This is a genomic window from Sedimentibacter sp. MB35-C1, assembly GCF_030913635.1.
GTDB lineage: Bacteria > Bacillota > Clostridia > Tissierellales > Sedimentibacteraceae > Sedimentibacter.
In genome coordinates this window covers 442,728-463,221 of sequence record NZ_CP133188.1, presented here as the reverse complement: position 1 = coordinate 463,221, position 20,494 = coordinate 442,728, and the positions used below count along the sequence as shown (strand labels likewise).

17 protein-coding genes are annotated in these 20,494 nt (G+C 34.0%); 14 read left to right on the top strand and 3 right to left on the bottom strand.

Going from position 1 to position 20,494, the window contains the following annotated elements:
* Positions 1-26: 26 nt before the first annotated feature.
* Together RBQ61_RS02190 and RBQ61_RS02185 are read right to left on the bottom strand one after the other, a co-directional pair.
* Positions 27-1,394 (bottom strand): hypothetical protein, encoded by a 1,368-nt coding sequence (locus RBQ61_RS02190; RefSeq protein WP_308138904.1) that lies wholly within the window; start codon positions 1,392-1,394, stop codon positions 27-29.
* 20 nt (positions 1,395-1,414) lie between these two features.
* Positions 1,415-2,479 carry a hypothetical protein gene (locus tag RBQ61_RS02185; RefSeq protein ID WP_308138903.1) on the bottom strand — a complete coding sequence of 355 codons (1,065 nt, stop codon included), beginning with the start codon at positions 2,477-2,479 and terminating at the stop codon, positions 1,415-1,417.
* A gap of 194 nt (positions 2,480-2,673) precedes the next feature.
* On the opposite strand from RBQ61_RS02185, the gene RBQ61_RS02180 reads away from it, so the two are divergent.
* The 14 genes from RBQ61_RS02180 to RBQ61_RS02115 all read left to right on the top strand — a co-directional run bounded on the left by RBQ61_RS02180 (position 2,674) and on the right by RBQ61_RS02115 (position 17,571).
* The gene (locus RBQ61_RS02180; RefSeq protein ID WP_308138902.1) at positions 2,674-4,788 is read left to right on the top strand and encodes a DNA topoisomerase 3; all 2,115 of its coding nucleotides are present in this window, start codon (positions 2,674-2,676) and stop codon (positions 4,786-4,788) included.
* A gap of 215 nt (positions 4,789-5,003) precedes the next feature.
* Positions 5,004-6,140 carry a sodium ion-translocating decarboxylase subunit beta gene (locus RBQ61_RS02175; protein WP_308138901.1) on the top strand — a complete coding sequence of 379 codons (1,137 nt, stop codon included), beginning with the start codon at positions 5,004-5,006 and terminating at the stop codon, positions 6,138-6,140.
* An 8-nt stretch (positions 6,141-6,148) separates the two neighbouring features.
* Positions 6,149-6,283: an OadG-related small transporter subunit gene (locus RBQ61_RS02170; protein WP_308138900.1), complete on the top strand. Its 135-nt coding sequence runs from the start codon at positions 6,149-6,151 to the stop codon at positions 6,281-6,283.
* 32 nt (positions 6,284-6,315) lie between these two features.
* Positions 6,316-6,711 (top strand): hypothetical protein, encoded by a 396-nt coding sequence (locus tag RBQ61_RS02165; RefSeq protein WP_308138899.1) that lies wholly within the window; start codon positions 6,316-6,318, stop codon positions 6,709-6,711.
* A gap of 14 nt (positions 6,712-6,725) precedes the next feature.
* The gene (gene secD, locus RBQ61_RS02160) at positions 6,726-7,991 is read left to right on the top strand and encodes a protein translocase subunit SecD (protein ID WP_308138898.1); all 1,266 of its coding nucleotides are present in this window, start codon (positions 6,726-6,728) and stop codon (positions 7,989-7,991) included.
* A complete protein-coding gene (secF, locus tag RBQ61_RS02155) occupies positions 7,991-8,905 on the top strand; it encodes a protein translocase subunit SecF (RefSeq protein ID WP_308138897.1) in 915 nt (304 codons plus the stop codon). The genes secD and secF overlap by 1 nt, the downstream gene beginning before the upstream one ends.
* 16 nt (positions 8,906-8,921) lie before the next feature.
* A complete protein-coding gene (locus RBQ61_RS02150) occupies positions 8,922-9,344 on the top strand; it encodes an acyl-CoA thioesterase (RefSeq protein ID WP_308138896.1) in 423 nt (140 codons plus the stop codon).
* 289 nt (positions 9,345-9,633) lie between these two features.
* Positions 9,634-11,640: a methyl-accepting chemotaxis protein gene (locus tag RBQ61_RS02145; RefSeq protein WP_308138895.1), complete on the top strand. Its 2,007-nt coding sequence runs from the start codon at positions 9,634-9,636 to the stop codon at positions 11,638-11,640.
* A gap of 9 nt (positions 11,641-11,649) precedes the next feature.
* Positions 11,650-12,090 (top strand): chemotaxis protein CheW, encoded by a 441-nt coding sequence (locus tag RBQ61_RS02140; RefSeq protein WP_308138894.1) that lies wholly within the window; start codon positions 11,650-11,652, stop codon positions 12,088-12,090.
* The gene (locus tag RBQ61_RS02135; RefSeq protein WP_308138893.1) at positions 12,077-12,874 is read left to right on the top strand and encodes a bifunctional diguanylate cyclase/phosphodiesterase; all 798 of its coding nucleotides are present in this window, start codon (positions 12,077-12,079) and stop codon (positions 12,872-12,874) included. The genes RBQ61_RS02140 and RBQ61_RS02135 overlap by 14 nt, the downstream gene beginning before the upstream one ends.
* Positions 12,875-13,013: 139 nt before the next feature.
* Positions 13,014-14,627 carry a helix-turn-helix transcriptional regulator gene (locus RBQ61_RS02130; RefSeq protein WP_308138892.1) on the top strand — a complete coding sequence of 538 codons (1,614 nt, stop codon included), beginning with the start codon at positions 13,014-13,016 and terminating at the stop codon, positions 14,625-14,627.
* A 177-nt stretch (positions 14,628-14,804) separates the two neighbouring features.
* Positions 14,805-15,464, top strand: a complete 660-nt coding sequence (locus RBQ61_RS02125) for a regulatory protein RecX (RefSeq protein WP_308138891.1) — start codon at positions 14,805-14,807, stop codon at positions 15,462-15,464.
* A 23-nt stretch (positions 15,465-15,487) separates the two neighbouring features.
* The gene (locus RBQ61_RS02120; RefSeq protein ID WP_308138890.1) at positions 15,488-16,375 is read left to right on the top strand and encodes a GGDEF domain-containing protein; all 888 of its coding nucleotides are present in this window, start codon (positions 15,488-15,490) and stop codon (positions 16,373-16,375) included.
* 344 nt (positions 16,376-16,719) lie between these two features.
* Positions 16,720-17,571 carry a helix-turn-helix domain-containing protein gene (locus tag RBQ61_RS02115; protein WP_213925802.1) on the top strand — a complete coding sequence of 284 codons (852 nt, stop codon included), beginning with the start codon at positions 16,720-16,722 and terminating at the stop codon, positions 17,569-17,571.
* Positions 17,572-17,638: 67 nt separating this feature from the next.
* Here the strand turns inward: RBQ61_RS02115 and RBQ61_RS02110 are convergent, their stop codons facing one another.
* A complete protein-coding gene (locus tag RBQ61_RS02110) occupies positions 17,639-20,482 on the bottom strand; it encodes an acetate--CoA ligase family protein (RefSeq protein ID WP_308138889.1) in 2,844 nt (947 codons plus the stop codon).
* Between the last annotated feature and the right edge of the window lie 12 nt (positions 20,483-20,494).

Below are 20,494 nucleotides of genomic sequence, written 5' to 3'. Positions count from 1 at the left end.
TAAGGAAGAAAAGTTCTCCCTTATTATCACAATATTATTAATGCTACTAAAATTGCTGAAGCTATACCGCACAAAACTGGAATTAAATTCTTTCTGGCTAAAACTTGAGGGTCAATATTGCATATTGCAGCAACAGGTATTACTGCCCAAGGAATTATTGTTCCTCCGCCTACCCATATGGTGATTATCTGGCCTAGGGAAGCTAAGCCCTCCATATTTATATCTATTATATTTGAAAAAGTATATGCGAGAGAACCTACAATTGGGAGACCCGAAAAACCTGAGCCGTCCAAGCCTGTAATAACTGCTACAGATGTCTGCGCTAAAATTGTAGAGAATTTATTCATATGAATATTTTGAGAGAGAAATATACTTATATCGTTAAGTATTCCCGGAGCGCCTTCGCCAAGCACTGCTGTTGCGCCCCCCTGATTTCCCAGAAAAAAGAATCCACCTATAAAAATAACGGGAGCAAATACAGTTATTCCAAATTTAAATCCTTCCTTTATATGATCCACAACTTTGTCAAAGGCGTTTTTAATGTTATATGTTGTCAATACTGCAATGAGCATTATTAAAATGGCCGTACCTCCAACAAGAGCAGTTGCATCGCCGCCAGCCAGATTAAATTTCAGCATAGCAACAATGTCCGATAAAAATGCTATGGGAGTCACTACAGCCATAAGTTTAGTTGCTCTTCCTGTCTTTACTTTTACTTCCTTTTTAACTTCAATATTTTTAGAATAAGATGAAATATTTTTTTTCATGTCTTTTTTCATCATCAAAAATGCGACAGTCACTGTTACAACAGACATAGTAATCCATATAGGAATTGATGACCTCATAATTTCTGTGACATCTAACCCTGCTCCTGCAGCTGTAATTGTAGGTGCACCTTGAATAAAAAAGTCGCTTGAAAGAGCGATGCCATGCCCAAACAAGTTCATAGCCACAGCAGCATATATCACAGGCAGGCCTGCTGCAAGTGCCGCAGGCAAAAGAACGGCCCCGATTAGAGGAACAGCCGGAGACGGCCAAACCAGCCATGATATGACCATCATTGTCAGACCTACACTCCAGAAAGCCAATGTGGGGCTGATCATAACCTTTCTTATGGGAGACATTATAATAACATCTGACCCAATTTCTTGAAGAGATTTTGACATAGCCACAACAAGGGAAATAATTACTACAATGCTCCAAAATTCGTTACCTGCATAAATAATGGTGTTAAATATGGATTGAGTTGCTCCGATAATACTTCCAGAATAAAGATAACCCATTGCAAAAGTACCTACTATACACGGAATAACAATATCCTTTTTCATGAGCATTATCGTCAAAATGATCACAACCATTACAATGTAAAGGTAGTGAAGCGAAGTTAAAATCATAATATACCTCCTTGGAAATTTTATGTATATTCGCGAAGGATGTTATTAAATAATTCATCAACTCCCTTAAAATTCATGCTGTTAATATAAAATATTTCAAGAATTTCATGGTATTTCTTTCCTTCAGATAGTTTTTTAAGTGCATTTTTTATAAGAAGCTCATGCATATGAAGATTGCTTTCTATTTCAGAAATGTGTTTTTTCAAATTATCAGCATCCATAATTTGATGGATGTCAAAAATTTCTTCAAAATTATCTGATACACAGTTTTCAGAACTTGTAATAAAGATATTCTTTTCAGGAATATACACGTGTTGCAGCTTATCCGGCGTCAATGGATGTAAATAAATTTCAACGTCAAAACCTCTTTTTACGGCTTCATCCGATATCCTTTTCATGAAGTCTGATATATATGCTGTGCTTTCACTGATTATAGCCCATACTTTTTTACCTTCGTACAATGCTTCTGTTCTATTTATATAACCGTTTGACGTATAAGCTTCAGAAAATAAGTTTTTAACTTCAGCTGTTTTTTGCAAATAAATATCATCTTCAAACAATTTTTTAGTTGCACGAAGGCACGTTTCATTAAATTTATCTGCATCTATGAACTGAGTATATAAAGAATTAATTTCTTCCGAAATTATACCGGCTGCCTGGAGATATCTATAGGCGCTTTTGTAAAGACGAGCTTTGGTTTGATTTATTTGAATAATTTTATGTTTGTGCTTTTCCAATTGACTGCTGTTAAGGAAAGAACCAAAATTCAAAATTTCGTCGACCGCTCCTGGAATAGACGGATCAGTTGCATGTGGTGCCGTGCCGTCAACAAATGCCAACTTAAGGTCAGGAATTATTATTCCATCAAGGCTTTCGTCGTCGCTTGAGCAATGAATATATTCCACGAAATACCCTTTTTTAGAAATTTCAGCAGCAAATTTTTTCATGAATGAACTTTTTCCTACACCGGGGCCTCCTTTGAGTATATAGAATTGATTCAGCTTGGAAGGCTGAAAAATGGAATTAAAGCAGTTGAAAAATCCTTTAGAAGTGTTATTTCCTGCAAAGATATGTTTTCCTTTCAAGTAAGTACCTCCTATTTAATTTTATACTTCAAAATGATTTAAGCATTCATTTTGAAAGCACTAATTGTTGTATTATATGTAAATATGAAATTCTTGTTAATACATTAATTAAAATTTAATTCGAACAAAGAGGGGGACAAATATACTTAATCATGCTATAATTATTTGTCAAGCTTAACAAAAGGAAGATATTTATGAAATTGATAGTTACGGAAAAACCTTCGGTTGCAAAAGATATAGCCAGAGTGTTAAAGATAAATAAATCAAGAGATGGCTATATGGAAAACAGCGAATATATTATTACATGGTGTGTCGGACATTTGATTCAGCTTGCATATCCGGAAGAATACGATAAGAAATATAAAAGCTGGAATATAAATGACCTTCCAATTTTCCCGAGACAATTCAAGTATATGGTTAACCCTTCTACTGCAAAACAGTATGAAACTGTTAAATCTCTTTTATTGAATGATTCTGTTGATGAAGTTATATGCGCAACGGACGCCGGGAGAGAAGGACAGCTTATTTTTGGCTATGTTTACATTAATGCAGGTTGCAAAAAGCCTGTCAAAAGGTTATGGATAAGCAGTATGACCGACGAGGCCATAGAAGAAGGTTTTAAAAATTTAAAAGATAATAAAGAGTATTTTAGTCTTTATCAGTCTGCAAGAGCTCGCTCAGAAGCCGATTGGCTGGTTGGAATTAATGCCACTCGGCTGTTTACGGTTAAATATAATCAAATGCTTACAATAGGAAGAGTTCAGACTCCTACTCTTTCTTTGATTGTTGGCAGGCAAAAAGAAATTGATGAGTTTGTTTCACAGCCTTTCTATGAGGTAGCGGCAGACTGTGAAATGTTTACGGCAACATGGTTTAATAAAAACGGTACGCGAATCGATGATAAAGAAAAAGCGGAGCAGATAGCCCAGCGGTGCAGTAACAAAGAGGCAACTGTTACAAAGCTTAAAACTAAAAGAGCTTCTGTTGAGAGACCACTGCTTTATGATTTAACAGAACTTCAAAGGGACGGTAACAAAAGATACGGCTATTCGGCAGAGCAGACCTTGGAAGCTGCTCAGAATCTTTATGAAAAGTACAAGCTTGCTACATATCCGAGAACGGATTCAAGATACTTGACAAAGGATATGAAGCCGAAAATACAGGGGCTGCTGCAGAATATTAAGAGTGGATGGAAAGGCTCTGAATATTGTGTAGATAAGGTAATTAAACAAAAAATTAATGCCGACAAAAGAGTTATAAATGATTCAAAAGTGACAGATCACCATGCAATAATAGTTACACCAAATATAAGGAACCTCCCAGGTATAAGGCTTCCTGAAAGAGAAGCAAATATACTTAAGCTTATAGTAGCAAGATTTATTTGTGTGTTTGACAGGAAACAGGAATATGATCAAACGGATTTGGAAATTCAAATTGAAAAGGATAAATTCAAGGCAAGAGGTAAAAAAGTTGTTGTGCCAGGCTGGAAGGAAGTAGAAGACATAATGCTGGGAAAGGTTAAGGAGAATTCCGAGGACAAAGAAATCACAGCAAGCATTGTGGTTAACGACAAGATTATGCCCAGGGAAATAAAAGTGGTTACTAAGAAAACTTCTCCTCCGAAAGCATATACGGAGGCAACTCTGCTTACAGCTATGGAAACTGCCGGTAAGCACATAGAGAATGAAAAACTTAGAGAAGAAATGAAATCTGTAGGGCTGGGCACACCTGCAACCAGAGCGGGAATTATTGAAAAGCTTATATCTGTAGGATATATAAAAAGAAACAGAAAAAGTCTTGTGCCTACACAAAACGGAGTACAACTCATTGAAATAGTACATGAAAAACTTAAAAAACCTGATTTAACAGGCGAATGGGAGAGTACCTTAGGGAAAATAGCTAAAAAAGAGGAATCCTCAAGGGATTTTATAGTTAATATAAAAAAATACGTTTATGAAATAATTCAAGAAGGAAAGATGAGTTCAACACTTAATGTTAATTTTGAACAGACCGGGAACAAGAAGAAAAGGAAGGCCGTAGGAGTGTGCCCCAGATGCGGCAGAGAAGTCTTTGAAAATAAAAAAAGCTTTTATTGTGCAGGATATAAAAATTTTCCGTCCTGCAGGTTTTCCATGTGGAAACAGGATAAAATATTGCAGGAAAAAGGGATTACTTTGACAAAAGAAATGGCAGCAGAGCTTTTAAAGAGCGGACAAACTATAATAAACGATGAAAAAGACTGCGACAAGCAAAAAATGACGATAAAGTTAAGAGACGAAGGATATAAAACTGTGTACTTAGTCGAGTAATTGTGCTAAAATGAAGGAATGTCAGGTGTTCCTGCATTATTTTTATGATTAAGAGAAAAATAAAGAATATGGAAGTTATAACAGAGTAAAATCAATTAAAACTTATAAAAATAAATAAATTTGGCGAAAATTGAATAATTCTGCTAAACATGAATAATTGCTTAAAGAATGTATTTATATTAGAATACACAAGAACAAAAATAAAGGAGCAGAAAATGGAATTCTTATATGAAGGTATTATCCAGATTACATGGCAGCAAATATTGATGTGGTTAATCGGAGCGACATTGATATATTTGGCAATTTCAAAGGAATTAGAGCCGTCACTTTTGCTTCCCATGGGATTTGGCGCAATTTTAGTTAATATTCCTATGAGTGGAGTATTGAACCAAACTCTGGAAGGAATAGGTGAAGTTAAAGGTATAATAGACTGGCTTTTTGAAGTAGGTATCGAGGCATCCGAAATGATGCCGTTGTTGCTTTTTATAGGCATAGGAGCTATGATAGACTTTGGGCCTCTTTTATCGAACCCGAGGCTTTTACTTTTTGGAGCGGCAGCACAATTCGGAATTTTTGCAACGATTACCGTAGCAACATTGCTGGGGTTCAATATACAGGATGCTGCATCCATAGGGATTATAGGTGCTGCAGACGGGCCTACGTCCATATTGGTATCTCAGGTTTTAAAAAGTAATTATATAGGTCAGATTGCAGTGGCCGCATATTCATATATGGCATTGGTCCCGATAATACAACCTTTTGCCATAAAGATGTGCACAACAGAAAAAGACAGAAAAATAAAGATGAAATACAATCCAAAGAGCGTTTCGAGAATGACAAGACTGCTGTTTCCCATAGTGGTTACAATTATTGCAGGATTGGTAGCACCGGCATCAATATCTTTGGTAGGATTTCTTATGTTCGGAAATTTAATCAGGGAATGCGGTGTTTTGAGATCATTATCAGAAACGGCACAGAAGGATTTAGTAAACCTTATAACGCTTCTTTTAGGAATAACAATATCAGCAAGCATGAGGGCAGAGCAATTTGTAACACTTGATACTCTTTTGATAATGGGGCTTGGGCTCCTTGCATTTGTATTTGATACAGTCGCAGGAGCATTGTTTGCAAAATTTTTAAACTTGTTCCTAAAGGAAAAAATAAATCCGATGGTTGGGTCAGCAGGAATTTCAGCATTTCCAATGTCATCAAGAGTTATTCAAAAGCTGGGACTTGAGGCTGATTCGCAAAATCATTTGCTGATGCATGCTGTTGGAGCAAATGTGTCAGGTCAGATAGCATCTGTTATAGCCGGTGGAGTTATAATAGGACTAGTTCCAGGGTTGATGTAGGAGGCCATATGAATATTAACATTGAAAATGTAATGAATTCACTTGAACTTATGGGGATGGGTATGTCTGCTATATTTTTGGTAATTATAGTGATATATGCATCTGTGAGCATAATGCTGAAGCTTACAGCACAAAACAAATAAACAAGATAAATAAAAGAATCGAGGGAGGAACTATGAAATTATTAAACTATAAATCAACAGCTGTAATACTAACTGTTGTAATTTTCATCTCGATTTTTTTAATTATTTCTGAGAATCACACCTTGAAAGATGATATTTCTTTAAATAGACTTCCTTCGTTTGGAAATTTATTTGAAGAAGAATATACGTGCCAAGAAGGAAACTCTCAGTTGTTAAAGCGGAGTAAGGGAATCTTATTTTACCTTAATATAAAATTTATCTTGTTCAGCATATGGATTCTTGCTGATTTGTATAAAGCACGGCATGCCGAGATGATTAAAACATTGTTGAGGTTTTATAGTTATTGCGTATTTATCGTGTTTTTTATTAATAAAAAGGATGGTAAAAAAGGGACTTTTGTTTGTGCTTCAATACAACAATTAAATTAAAATCAGGAGGAAAAATGAGAACTAATAAACATATTTACATTGTAGTTATGCTTTTAATTGCCGGAATTGCTCTTACATCATTTTTTGGAATTAACGCAGGTCCAATTCAAATTAAGGGCATGAAGGATATAAGATTTGGTATAGATATAAGAGGCGGAGTTGAGGCTGTATTTGAGCCTGCCGATCTTGACAGGGTTCCTACGGAAAATGAGTTGGAATTAGCAAGGGTAATCATGGAAACAAGAATGGATGCCCAAAATATTTTAGACAGAGAGATAACTATAGATAAAAATACAGGTCACATAATAATAAGATTTCCTTGGAAATCGGGAGAAACAGACTTTAATCCTCAAAAAGCAATAGCTGAGCTGGGAGAAACGGCAAGATTGACATTCAGAGATCCCCAGGGAAATGTTTTGGTAGAAGGAAAAGATGTTAAGGAAAGTAAGGTACAGCTGGACAGCAAAACAAATATGCCTATTGTTACTTTGAAATTTAATGAAGAAGGCGCGGAAGCTTTTGCCGATGCTACGGAAAAACTAGTAGGGCAGTCAATATCTATTTATATGGACGAAACATTAATATCAGCACCACATGTTAAACAAAAAATTACCGGAGGAGACTCCTATATAAGCAATATAGAAAGTGCCGAAGAGGCAAAGAGCTTATCAGATAAAATTAATTCAGGAGCACTTCCGTTTTCTTTAATATCAAAAAACCATAGTATCATAACCCCAACAATGGGTTCAGGCGCTCTGGATGTTATGATAAAGGCAGGAATAATTGCATTTGCGGCAGTGTGCATTTTTATGGTTTCATATTACAAGTTGCTTGGAGTTGTAGCATGCTTTGCATTGCTTTTACAGATTTCTGTTCAGATGCTGGCATTATCTATACCTCAGGTGACACTTACATTAACAGGCATTGCAGGTATTATCCTTTCAATAGGAATGGGCGTTGATGCTAACGTAATTATATATGAGCGAATTAGAGAAGAACTGAACCAAGGAAAGACGTTGGGATATTCAATAGATACGGGATATTCTAAGGCTTTTTCAGCTGTGTTTGATGGAAATATTACAACAATAGCTGCATCAGTTATTATGATGATATTTGGAACAGGATCAATGCTTTCATTTGGATATACGCTTATGGTAGGATGTATACTAAACTTTGTTTCAGGTGTTACAACCTCAAGAATAATTACGAAATCTATGAGTATGAACGAAGTGTTTATGAAAAAGTCCTTATACGGAATGAAAGTTAAGGAGGCAAAATAATGATAAGATTTTATAAAAACAGAAAGATATTTTTTGCTGTATCAGCTGCTATCATGATAATAGGGATTATTTCACTGTTTGTAAATGGTGTTGATTTAGCAATTCAGTTTAAAGGCGGCGCAATAATAAAGTATTCTTATGAAGGAGAAATTGATCAACAGTTGGTTGCCGAAACTGCAACAAAGATTCTAAACAGAAGCACAGAGGTACAGCTAACAGATGATTTAGCAACACATAGCAAGAAAATAGTATTCAACCTGTCAGGCAGCAATGGATTGGAAGCTGGGGAGCAGGATAAGCTGGATGCAGAACTAAAAGCTAAATTTCCTGAAGCTAATTTAGAACTGGCCGAGTCAAATGTGGTAGAGCCATTTATAGGTAAAAGATTTTTAACAAACGGAATGATTGCCATAGCTTTAACAGCTTTGTTTATAATTGTATATGTAAGATTCAGATTTAAAAAAATATCAGGAATGTCGGCGGGAGTTATAGGTTTGATTGCGTTACTGCATGATATACTGATAGTCTTTTTTACATTTGTAATATTCAAGATGCCAATAAATGATTCATTTATTGCAGTTACGTTAACTATAATAGGATATTCAATCAACGATACAATAGTAGTGTACGATAGAATCAGAGAAAATCAGCCTTACTATCTTAAAAAGTCATTTGAGGAACTTGTGGATGCAAGCATAAACCAGACATTGTCAAGATCAGTTAAAACAAGTGTGACGACGGGAGCAAGCATTATAATAGTATATATCCTTGCATTTGTTTACAATATTGACTCAATTAAGACTTTTTCAATACCTATGTTTATAGGAATCGTAAGTGGTTGCTATTCTACAGTGTGCCTGGCAGGACCAATGATGGTTATGTGGCATAACAGAAATCAGGCTATGACATCATAAGATTTTGGAGGAATTAATGGATAAGTTTATCAATACGAGGCTGGTAAAATCAGAAGACCTCAATCACCACGGTACTTTGTTCGCAGGAAGAACAGCAGAATGGTTTGTTGAATCAGCATTTATTGCCGCATCTTCAACATTTGGAAATCCGGAAAATATAGTATGCCTAAATGTGCATGGGCTGTTGTTCAAGAAGCCTGTTAATAAAGGAGAAATAGTAAAGTTTACAAGCAGAATCGTTAATTTAGGTAAAACCAGCATAGCAGTTCATACAAAAATGGATACTGAAGTATCCAAGACAAGCCCGGTTGAAGGCTTTATAACCTTCATATGTGTGGATGCTGACGGTAAAAAAATGCCACATGGATTAGTGCTTGATGAAGCTATAGATGAAGAAGAGCGTGTATTGAGAGAACGCGCAGAGAGTTTGAGACAATAATATGAAAGAGCAGCATAAGCTGTTCTTTTTTATTGCCAAAGATGCTTTGATAAATTAAAAAGCTCTATTTCAACTTGTAAAAAATTATCAAAAAAGTCCATAAAATGTCATAGTATTGTCATTGACAATTCATTCCAAATTATTTCAATTTTCTTACATATCTCTTATAATTATCTAATTAGTATCAAAGAACCAATTAAAATTGAGTAATTAAATTGAAAAGGAGGTATGTTGGTTTATTGGAAGCTTAATGCAAAAAATTTACAGAAAAAATCAAGAAGGAGAATCTATGACAAAATTAAAAAGTATAAGAACAAAATTATCTCTGGCTTTTGGCTTGTTGATTCTGATGGTATGTGCAGGCCTTGGATTAATAACATACATTCAATCATCATCTGCTATATCATCGCAGGTGGATGAATCATTAGAACAACTTACGAGAGAGGCATCCAAGCTTGTTAAGGGAAGAACTGATCTTCATTTAAACGCACTTGAAGTAGCAGCTGAAAGTGATTTAATCAAATCAGAAACAATAGCTATAGACGAGAAGCTGGATTTTCTGAAAAGAGAAGTTGAAAGAAGTGGACATTTGTCAATGGCTGTTGTCGATATAAATGGAAATGGTCTAAATACCAAAGGAGAAACAGTAAGTGTTTCAGAAAGAGAATATTTTAAAAAAGCCATGTCCGGAGAAAAATCAGTTACAGACCCAATGGTTAATAAAATAGATGGCAGCATAATAGTTATGTATGCAGTGCCAATAAAGAACGGAAGTGCAGTAAAGGGTGTACTGCTTGCCGGAAGAGATGGAAATGAGCTAAGTGATATGGTCGATGATATAAAGTTTGGGGAAAATGGTGAAGCATTCATGATTGGCAAAGATGGAACAACGGTTGCTCATCCTAATCGCGAACTTGTTTTAAACATGGACAATGACTTAGAAAATGTATCGAGCGATGCCGGGCTGCAATCTCTTGTGGAGCTGGAAAAGCAGATGATTGAAGGTAAAACAGATACAGGTGAATATGAATACAACGGCATTACTAAGTATATGGCATTTACTCCTATAGAAGGAACTAATTGGTTCTTGGCGCTTACATCTCCAAAATCGGAGGCCATGGAAAAAGTAAATAAAATAACCAACATAATTATTTCTGTTTCAATTGGGTTTATTGTAGTTGGCATTTTAGTAACAATTGTAATTTCTGCAAGCATTTCAAAACCGATAAAAATGGCATCAGACCATCTGCAAGTGCTGTCTACAGGAGATTTTACCAAGGATATTCCTTCTAAGCTTCTAAAGATGAACGATGAGGTGGGGATTTTGGCAAACGCCATGAATACTATGCAGCAATCACTGAGTGGTCTAATACGTAATGTTGCCGGCGAATCTACAGAAGTTACATATATGCTTGGACAAATCAGCAATGAAATTATTGAACTTAATAAGAGCATAGAAGAGATAACTGCAACTACAGAAGAGCTTTCTGCATCAACAGAAGAAACAGCATCAGCAACAGAAGAAATGAATGTTACTTCTTCAGAAATAGAAGGTGCTGTGCAGTCAGTGGCAAATAAATCCCAGGAAGGGGCGGTTACAGCCAACAGCATGAACGATATGGCTGAAAGCATGAAAGAAGATGCTGTTAATTCAAAGAAAGAAGCAATCGAAATTTACGAGAGAACAAAAACAAGCATGGAAAATGCAATTAAGCAGTCTAAAGCAGTGGAACAGATTAACGTTTTATCTGAAGCTATACTTGAAATAGCATCACAAACTAATTTGCTGGCTTTAAATGCCGCAATAGAGGCGGCAAGAGCAGGCGAAGCAGGCAAAGGGTTTGCTGTTGTAGCAGATGAAATAAGAACTCTGGCTGTAAATTCGCAGAATACGGTTTCAAGGATTAAGGAAGTAACACAGTTGATTTTAGTGGCTGTAAATAATTTATCAGCCAGTGCTCATGAAATAATGGAATTTATAGACGGAAAGTTGCTCAAGGATTATGATACACTTGTTGATTCCAGCGAATTATACAGTCACAACTCATCAAAAATAAACGATATGGTTACCGATTTCAGTGCGGCGTCTGAAGAAATACTGGTTTCGATGCAAAATATGGTACATGCTTTAAATGAAGTAGCTTCGGCTTCAACAGAAGGAGCTCAGGGGGCTACAAATATTGCTCAAAGTACAACTTCAATTGCTCAGATGTCTGGCGAAGTTTCAAAACTTTCAGAATCAGCAAAAGAAAAATCAAATATGCTTATTGAGGCGGTATCAAAAATCAAATTATAGGGGGGTAAAATGGCAGAAATTAAGCAGATAGTAGTTTTTAAATTGGGGGAAACAGACTACGGTTTTCCGATAGAACAAGTAAATGAAATAATTAAATATATTCCTGTTTCGAAGATACCTAATTCTTCGGCATACATGGAAGGAACATGCAATTTAAGAGGCAAACTGCATGTTATATTAAATCTTAGAAGTATAGTTGGATTGGAAATAAGTGCAGCCCATGATAATGCTTATATAGTAATTGCAAATAATTATGATGCAGGCTTTATTGTTGATGAGGTTAAGATGATTGTTTCAATATCCGAAGAAGACATTATTGACACTGATACATTGGCTAAATATATTGATGATAACTACATACTATACATTATTAAGTATAACAATAAATTAGTCAATGTGCTGAATTTGGAGAGCATAACAAGCAGGAGCTTGAATAATGTTAAAAAATAGCCATGAGGAAATCAGCATTTTGATGGAAAACTTAGAGTATAATGAGTTTTTCGTACATTATCAGCCAATAGTAGATGCTGCAACTTATGAGATTCGATGGATAGAAGCGTTAGCTAGATGGAACAGCCCCATAGCAGGTACTGTAAGCCCTGACAAGTTTATTCCCGTTTTGGAAGAGAAGTTGCACATAATTCCTGTTGGTATGCACATTCTTAAAAAAGCATGCATGCAGCTTAAAAGGTGGTATAGCAATGGCTGCACAAATAGTGGTATATCAGTAAACGTTTCGTCTTTGCAGCTTCAGCAACACAATTTTGCTGAAGCTGTGGTTACTACGCTGCATGAATTTGGGCTGAAGCCGCATAATCTTGTTCTGGAAATAACAGAGAGTTTAAAGTTAATGGGAAACGAACACGCGTTACAAACACTAAAAGTTCTAAAGGAAATGGGAATAAGAATATCAATTGATGACTTTGGCACAGGGTATAACTGCTTAAAATGCTTACAGGAATTTGAATTTACAAGTATAAAGATAGACAGATCTTTCGTTGCAAACATGGGAAATAACAGATGTAAAATTATAATTGACAGCATAATTTCACTTGGGCATCGAATAGGAGTAAAGGTTATAGCAGAGGGAGTTGAAACTATTGAGCAATGCAATCAGCTTAAGCATATGGGATGCGATATGCTTCAGGGATACTATTTCTATTTGCCTTCTCCGGCAGAAGAATTAAGTTTATTGTTAAAAAATGACTTTATTAATAAATCAATGGTTCAGTAGGAATATATTAATTTTATATGTCAATGCTTAAATATAGAAAAAGTGAACTTATGGTGATATTATAGTAGTCAATAAGCATTATACTATGGTAACATAAGTTCATTAATTTTTGTAATAAAAAAGAGGAAGACAGGTAAACATGAGCAATATGACATTTGGTGAATGCCTCAAATTCATGCTTTCAGCGTTAGATATAAGCATGAATCGCCTGGCTAAGTATATTAATGTAGATAATTCACTTGTTAACAGATGGGTTCATGGGGAAAGAATTCCTCCTTACGGTTCATCTTATATTGATAACATAGCATTGTACATGTCAAAAAACGTTTACAATGCATATCAGAACAAGAACTTAAATGAAATTATTGCTAAACATGGATATAGCAATAATTCATGTGATACAGAAGAAAAGATAAAAAGAATTCTGTTAGAAGCTCAGGGATATTCATTTGAATGTAGAAAAAGACATTTAGACAAAACGAAAAACTCAGCCAAAGTTCAAGGATTTAAAGCCTTTGGTACAATAGATGTAGAAGTAAAGAATGCTAAAGATATGATACAAACAAAAATGATAGACGGTATATTTGGAATGTCAAGCAATGATAAAGTTATTTTTGGTTCTGAAAATATAATCAAGTATGCTTTTAATATGCTTGATGAAGCAATAAACGAGGATAAAGAAAATAAAATTATTTATTTAACTTACAACAGCAATATTAGCAAAAATAATGGCGAAATGCTGAAATTGCAAAGTTATTTAGGCACAATGATAAAAAATGGGTGGGAAATTATTATTCTAATGAAATTGGACAATAATTTTAGCAGAATATTAAATTTTATCAGGCTTTCCATGCCATTGATGTTTTCAGGAAAGCTTAATATTTATTATTACATTAATTATGCTATGTGCGACGCAGAAAGAGAAATGCTTATAATTCCTAATACTAGCGCAATGTCTGGTTTTGCGCATAATTGTAACATAGGATTGAATGCAGCGTTTTATCTGAAATGCACAAGTGCTGTTAATGCATTTAAGGACCATTTTGAATCAATGATGGAAAAAAATGCTCATCCGTTAATAAAAAACTATGACTCAAAAGCATACATGGAATATTGGCGAAATTTAGTAGAATCGGATGAAACAATAGGAAATCGTATGGTGTTCCGATCCGGTTTGGGTTCAACAATGCTTCCTGAGCATATTTATTTAAAATTTCTTAATAAGTTAAATCTTTCCGATGACATAGTAAAATTTGCTTTCAATAACTACAAAAAACAGCGTGAAGCCTTTCAAAAAAATATAAAAAGTTATGAATACAACGAAATATACCTTATGGACGCAGTAAGTAGCTTAATACAGACAAATAAATTTTGCATGAATTATTATGCGGGAGTTCAACATATAAAATTAGAAATAGAAGAAATTATTGAAATATTGGAAAACATCATACATAATATAAAAAAATATAAACATTATAAGATTTCATTTATAAATAGAAAAATAGAAAATTTGATAACAGCTAAAAACTTTTCTTTTGTACTGAAGGAGAGAAAAGCACTATTTTATGAAAGTTATAATGATAGAACCAATTACCCGTCAATAAGGCTATCTATCGAAGAACCGACTTTCATAAAAGCTTTCGAAGAATATTTTATGCAGGTTTGGGAGCATATAACGCCTGCAAACAAAGAAAAATCAGAGGCCATAATGTTTCTTAAAAGACATATAGAGGCCCTAAAAAGGCAAGCCTAAGCTAAAAGATTTATATATTGTAGAGGATAACATTTGTTATTCTTTTTTTATATATTTTGCGATGAGTTGAGCATAGACTGCCCTAGAAAAGTTGACAGAGCGGTTTATAGGGTGTATACATTTATTTGATAAATTTCGATTTTTATGTTAAAATATAGAAAATATATGAGGAAATATATGAAAAAAATCACTAAAATAGAAATTCAAAAAAATAACAGAGATAGAGTTAATATCTATCTTGATGATGCTTTTGCTTTTGGTATTGATTTGAATATTATGATGAAGTATTCGTTGGCTAAGAATATGGAGATCGAGCAACTATTTATTGATGAAATATTAAAAGCGGAAGAGGAGATACATGTATATAACTACGCACTGACATTATTATCAAGGCGTGCCATGAGTGAAAAACAAATAAGAACCAAAATGAAAACAAAAGGATATGATGAAGACTTTATCGATAGTGCAATTTTGAAGCTGAAGAATCAGAAGTATCTAGATGACGAAAGATACAGCGAGATGCTGATAAACGATAAAGTTAATATTTCAAAATATGGCAAAAGAAAAATAAAACAGCTATTATATGAAAAAGGAATAGAAAGAGAGACAATTGAAGAAAAAATAAAATGTTTGTCAGAGGAGGATGAATTAAAAAGGGCGTATTCAGTGGGATTAAAGAAAATTAGCTCTCTGAAAGAAGAAGACGACAGAAAAAAATATGTAAAATTATCGAGATTTCTTATTAATAAAGGCTTTGAATTAAGTACAGTTAGAAAAGCAGCATCGTATTTGCTCAAAGCAGGCATTGATGATTTTGGAGACTTTGAAGATATTTAAAATGCTTCGAAAGGGGTTAGAATATGAAGGAATTTGCGAATTACATATCCGATGGGATTGTTGAATGTAAAATAGTTAAAGATAAATCAAATAAAATAGATATAATTGCAATTTATGCAAATAAACAGACAGAAATAATAACCGGAAAGACAGTTGATGAAATTCTAAATAAAAAAATGAAAGAAGTTTTTCCAGCTATAGCAGATTCGATATTTGACTGGCCGATAATATTGAGTGAAGCGGCGATGACAAGTGAACATAAAATTATCGAACAATACGTTGTAGGTTTTGACAAATATGTGAGATTCAGTGTTTTTGGATTTAAGGAAGACACTTTTTATATTGCAATGCAGGATATGACAGAAAAAAAGGAGACAAAACGAATTCTGCTTGAAAAAGAAAGAGTTATAAGACACCTCGAAAATGAAATAAAAGCAAGAGCTAATACGGATATGCTTACTAATCTATATAATTTTCAATTTATGAATGAAAGCATAAAAAGCAGTATTTCCAGTTATGTGGAAGAAGATATTAATTTCTGTCTTCTTGTGTTGGATATAGATGATTTTAAAAAAATAAATAAAATGTATGGTATGGATGAAGCAGACAATATAATTCATGATGTTGCAAATATTTTAAGTGCAAATGCAAGAAAAATAGATGTTGTAGGGAGATACGGAAACGATAAATTTATGATAATTTTGAACAATGTCGATATTGACATTGCAAAAATACTGACTGAAAAAATAAAAAAAGAAATAGAAAGTTACAGCTTGAAATTCAACAACAATTTAAGTGCTTGCGGATCGATTGTGGAATACGGAGGAGAAACAATAGAAGAATTTATTGAAAAATCTGAAATATTAACAACTAAAGCCCAGTCAATGGGCAAAGGTATAATATTGTCGTAAGTGTCTAACATTAGTAAACTTAAAGCAAAGGGATGTATGCAGCTATGTAAAAATTGATGTATACATCTTTTTTTTTATGTCATCCATGACTTTTTTTACGGAATATTTTTAATTGGATTGTGTTAGGTTTGTACTACATAAAAAAATACTGCGTTTTAAGTATTTTTGAAACAGAAAGCTTTTTAGGATAAAAGTTATAATGTCGATTTATTTTTTGTTAGAGATAAATAGAGATGATAAGAAGATAACCAAGGGCGGAGCGGATATATTAATTATATTTGACAAAAAAAAACAACTAATATATAATTTAAATTACTAAATAAATGGGAATGAAATGGTGAAAAATGAACGATTCAATATACTCAAAAGACAACTTGACATTTAGCATAAACGATGTTGCCAAGGTGATTGGAGTAGTACCGGCTACAATAAGAAACTGGGAGAAATCTGGATTATTTGTTGCTAAAAGAGGAGAAAATAATTACAGGATTTATACATTGGATGATATAGAATCTTTAAAAAAGATTAAAGAAGTACTTAATATACAAAAAAACAGCAGAAATGGAATTGCGCAAATACTGCCGTCTATTAACAGCAGTAATCCACTCGTGAATATTGTTGAAAAAGAAAAACAACCGGTTTATTCTAAAAAGCTTCTTAACAAGAGGTGGAAGGAATGCAGAGAGAAAATAGGATATACTCTTGAAGAAGTAAGTAAGGCTGTAGGGATTTCAACATCTCACCTTAGCAAACTTGAAAACGGAAATGCTAACGTAACATTGGAAGTATTGGAGAAAATTGCATGCTTCTATGGAGAAAGCCCCATATATTTTTTCGATTTAGATTATTCCGAAAAGAAAAAAATTAGTTTAGGGCAAGGAGAAAAAGTAAGTATTGGTGTGCCTGGTGTTGAGATGGAATCATTAATTGCGGAGAGGGGAACAAGTATTTACCCGATAATGTATACTGTTAAGCCAGGATGTGGGAATTTGGAAGCTCACTCACATAGTGGACAGGAGTTTATTTTTATATTATCAGGGAAAATTGAAATTAAGCTAAACGATAATGAAGTTTATTTGCTCAAGAAAAATGATGCCTTCTTTTTTAGAAGTAAAGAAAAGCATTCGTGGAAAAATCCTGCGTCAAAGAGTGTTGCAACACTTCTCTGGGTGCATTCTCCTTACGATAACAATTAATGCTTATACAAAAAACGTGGTCTAATAATAGATCACGTTTTTTTAATAATGAAAAAAGTCAAAGAGATTAACTTCTTATTTTAATTCTGCAGTCAACTGCTGTGAATTTGTTTTTAGTTTTGTCAAAAATTAATGGATTTATATCTAATTCTTCTATTTCTGGATGGTTTACAAGCATTTGATTCAATCTCATCAATATTTCTTTCAGGTCACTAATATTAACGCCTTTTTCACCTCTGTATCCATACAGCAATTTATTAGATTTTAGAGAGTTAATCATTCTGTTGATGTCTTTAGCGGTAATAGGAACGTGACCAAAGGATACATCTTTTAAGATTTCAACTAAAATTCCGCCCAAACCAACAATTATGGAGTGCCCTACTGATTCGTCATATAGTCCTCCTATAATTAGTTCTAAACCATTGCTCAATTGTTCTTGTACAAACAAACCTTCCAGACCTGTAAACTTAGTTGACCATTCATTGAACAACTCAGATAACTGAGTTTTGTTTTCAATATTCATTTTAACTCCACCAACATCTGATTTATGAACAATATCTTTGTGGTCAATTTTTGCAACAACGGGATAATTAAGGTTTAAGTTTTCAATGTCATATAGGTTTTTAATGTAGCCAGATTTTATCATATTAATTCCGTAATTTTCTAATAAATTTAAACAGTCAGTTACACTAACGTAACCTCCGTTTTTATATTTGTCGACTATGTCGTTTGATATACGGATGCTGTTGTCTTTTATGTTAATTTTGATTTTTTCATCTTCAAAATCTATGGGTTGTTTCATGTAATTCAGTATTCTTGCTAGCTGTTCAGGGTAATCAAATTCTTGTATGCCTTCCTTGGTCATTACTTTTTTTGCTTCTAAGCCAAGTGTTGGCCCTATAAAACATGAAAGTACAGGGATGTCTGAAGATTTTAAAACAGGCAATAAAGTTCTTGCGATGTTTCCTGTATCGACAGACGCAGGAGGTACACAATTTATTATTAGTCCATCATATTGTTGGCTTTTAATCATTGCTTTTGCTGCTTGTAAATAATGTTCTGCAGGAGCAGGAGCAACCACATCTATGGGATTGTTTAAGGAAGCTTCAGGTAAAAGCATAGGCTTCAGCTCTGCTTTTACAGCATCGTTCAACGGAGGAATTTCAAAGCCGTATTTATTCAATGAATCTGCAAGAAGTATTCCGGGACCTCCAGCATTTGTCAAAATACCTATTTTATTACCTTTCAAGAAGTTTGTTTTAGATAACGTTGATGTAAGCAAGAAAGCATCTTCTAAAGTTTCAACTCTAATAACATTTGTTTTTTTCAAGAATGCATCGGTAACATTATCATTGCCTGAAAGACTTCCGGTATGGGAACTTGCAGCTCTTGCTCCGGCATCGGATGTGCCAGATTTTAGGACTATGACAGGCTTTGTAATTTTTTTCATTATATTTATAAATCTTGGCGGATTTTTAATTGATTCCAAATAAAGAAGTATTACTTTTGTGTTATTATCTAGCTGAAGCATTGGCATTAAGTCACAAACATCAACATCTGCTTGGTTCCCTAGCGATGTAATCACGGAAAATCCTATACCTAATTTATTTGCAAAGTCAATTATACTAGCGCCCATAGATCCGCTTTGAGTTATAAATGCAACGTTGCCTTTTGGAGGCGATACTGATAATATTGTCGAATTGAGCATTGTATCATCGGCTGTATTTGCAATTCCCATGCAGTTTGGACCTATCATGCGCATATTATACTTACTTATTATTTCCGTCAAATGTTCTTCTCTTAGTTTTCCATCATTTCCTATTTCGCTAAAGCCTGCAGAGATGCAGATAATTGATTTTATGCCTTTTTTACCACATTCTTCTGCAACTTTCAGCACTGAAGGTGAAGGAATAGAAATAACGGCCATATCGACATCATCTTTAATATCCAAGATAGAAGTACAGCCTTTGCAGTTTAATACATTTTCACCTTTGTTGTTTACCGCATAAAGATTACCGTTAAAATCAACATCAACTAAATTTTTTAAAATTGAAAATCCAATCCCAGGCTTATTTGAAGCTCCTATTACTGCAATTGATTTAGGTTTTAAAAGGGTTTCATTTTTCCTTTTATAAATAGGAACATTTTCATTCCAATTATTTATTCTTAAACCTTGAGGAGCAGGTGTATTCTTATAGTACACTTTGCTGTCTTTATCAGTTTTAAAATTTCCCAAAGCAATTTCTAGAATTGTTCTTGCTCCGATTATTCTTGATTGATTGTTGGCAAGTTTTAAATAATATGCAAATCTATCTTTGTTATCTTCGTGCAAATTGTAGTCAACAGGTATCTTTTCAGAAATTATTAGAATTGGCCCTGCATCGATGTTTTTGTTAACAATATGTGAAGCTGAACATATGTAATCCATGTTTGCATCAAAAGCTGCCTGAATTCCATTATGACCGGCTAGTAGTCTTTTTCCATCTTTCATGACAGATAAGTCGCCTGGATGCACATTAATTACCAAATAATTCTCAATAATTATATCTGTAATTGCCCAAACATATCCTGATAAAATAATTAAGTCTGCATTGAATTCCTTTATTAAATCATATGCATCAGCATCATAATTTGCCCTGACGGTTCTATCTTTAAGAGGTGCACCTGCTTGCTTATAATATTCTCTGATATCTATTGACTTATAGGGTATATTTTCTTTTATTGCTGTTTCAACAGCTTTTGAGTTGGGGTTGTCTGAAAATATTCCCACAACTTCAAAGGGACAACCCTCAAAAGTTTGTTCCATTTCTTTTTGAAGTTCTAATATTTTCCACAATGTGTTTCCAGAACCTGAACAGTATCCTAAAACTCTCATTTTTCCGTTAATTGGATTGTGTATATGTTTTAACACTTAAATAACCTC

Excerpts from the sequence above, each read along its gene's own strand:
- RBQ61_RS02120 (WP_308138890.1), top strand. The coding sequence starts at position 15,488 with ATGAAGGAATTTGCGAATTACATATCCGATGGGATTGTTGAATGTAAA.
- RBQ61_RS02115 (WP_213925802.1), top strand. The coding sequence starts at position 16,720 with ATGAACGATTCAATATACTCAAAAGACAACTTGACATTTAGCATAAAC.
- RBQ61_RS02170 (WP_308138900.1), top strand. The coding sequence starts at position 6,149 with ATGAATATTAACATTGAAAATGTAATGAATTCACTTGAACTTATGGGG.
- RBQ61_RS02180 (WP_308138902.1), top strand. The coding sequence starts at position 2,674 with ATGAAATTGATAGTTACGGAAAAACCTTCGGTTGCAAAAGATATAGCC.
- RBQ61_RS02130 (WP_308138892.1), top strand. The coding sequence starts at position 13,014 with ATGAGCAATATGACATTTGGTGAATGCCTCAAATTCATGCTTTCAGCG.
- RBQ61_RS02175 (WP_308138901.1), top strand. The coding sequence starts at position 5,004 with ATGGAATTCTTATATGAAGGTATTATCCAGATTACATGGCAGCAAATA.
- secF (WP_308138897.1), top strand. The coding sequence starts at position 7,991 with ATGATAAGATTTTATAAAAACAGAAAGATATTTTTTGCTGTATCAGCT.
- RBQ61_RS02125 (WP_308138891.1), top strand. The coding sequence starts at position 14,805 with ATGAAAAAAATCACTAAAATAGAAATTCAAAAAAATAACAGAGATAGA.
- RBQ61_RS02150 (WP_308138896.1), top strand. The coding sequence starts at position 8,922 with ATGGATAAGTTTATCAATACGAGGCTGGTAAAATCAGAAGACCTCAAT.
- RBQ61_RS02190 (WP_308138904.1), bottom strand. The coding sequence starts at position 1,394 with ATGATTTTAACTTCGCTTCACTACCTTTACATTGTAATGGTTGTGATC.
- RBQ61_RS02165 (WP_308138899.1), top strand. The coding sequence starts at position 6,316 with ATGAAATTATTAAACTATAAATCAACAGCTGTAATACTAACTGTTGTA.
- RBQ61_RS02140 (WP_308138894.1), top strand. The coding sequence starts at position 11,650 with ATGGCAGAAATTAAGCAGATAGTAGTTTTTAAATTGGGGGAAACAGAC.
- secD (WP_308138898.1), top strand. The coding sequence starts at position 6,726 with ATGAGAACTAATAAACATATTTACATTGTAGTTATGCTTTTAATTGCC.
- RBQ61_RS02135 (WP_308138893.1), top strand. The coding sequence starts at position 12,077 with ATGTTAAAAAATAGCCATGAGGAAATCAGCATTTTGATGGAAAACTTA.
- RBQ61_RS02145 (WP_308138895.1), top strand. The coding sequence starts at position 9,634 with ATGACAAAATTAAAAAGTATAAGAACAAAATTATCTCTGGCTTTTGGC.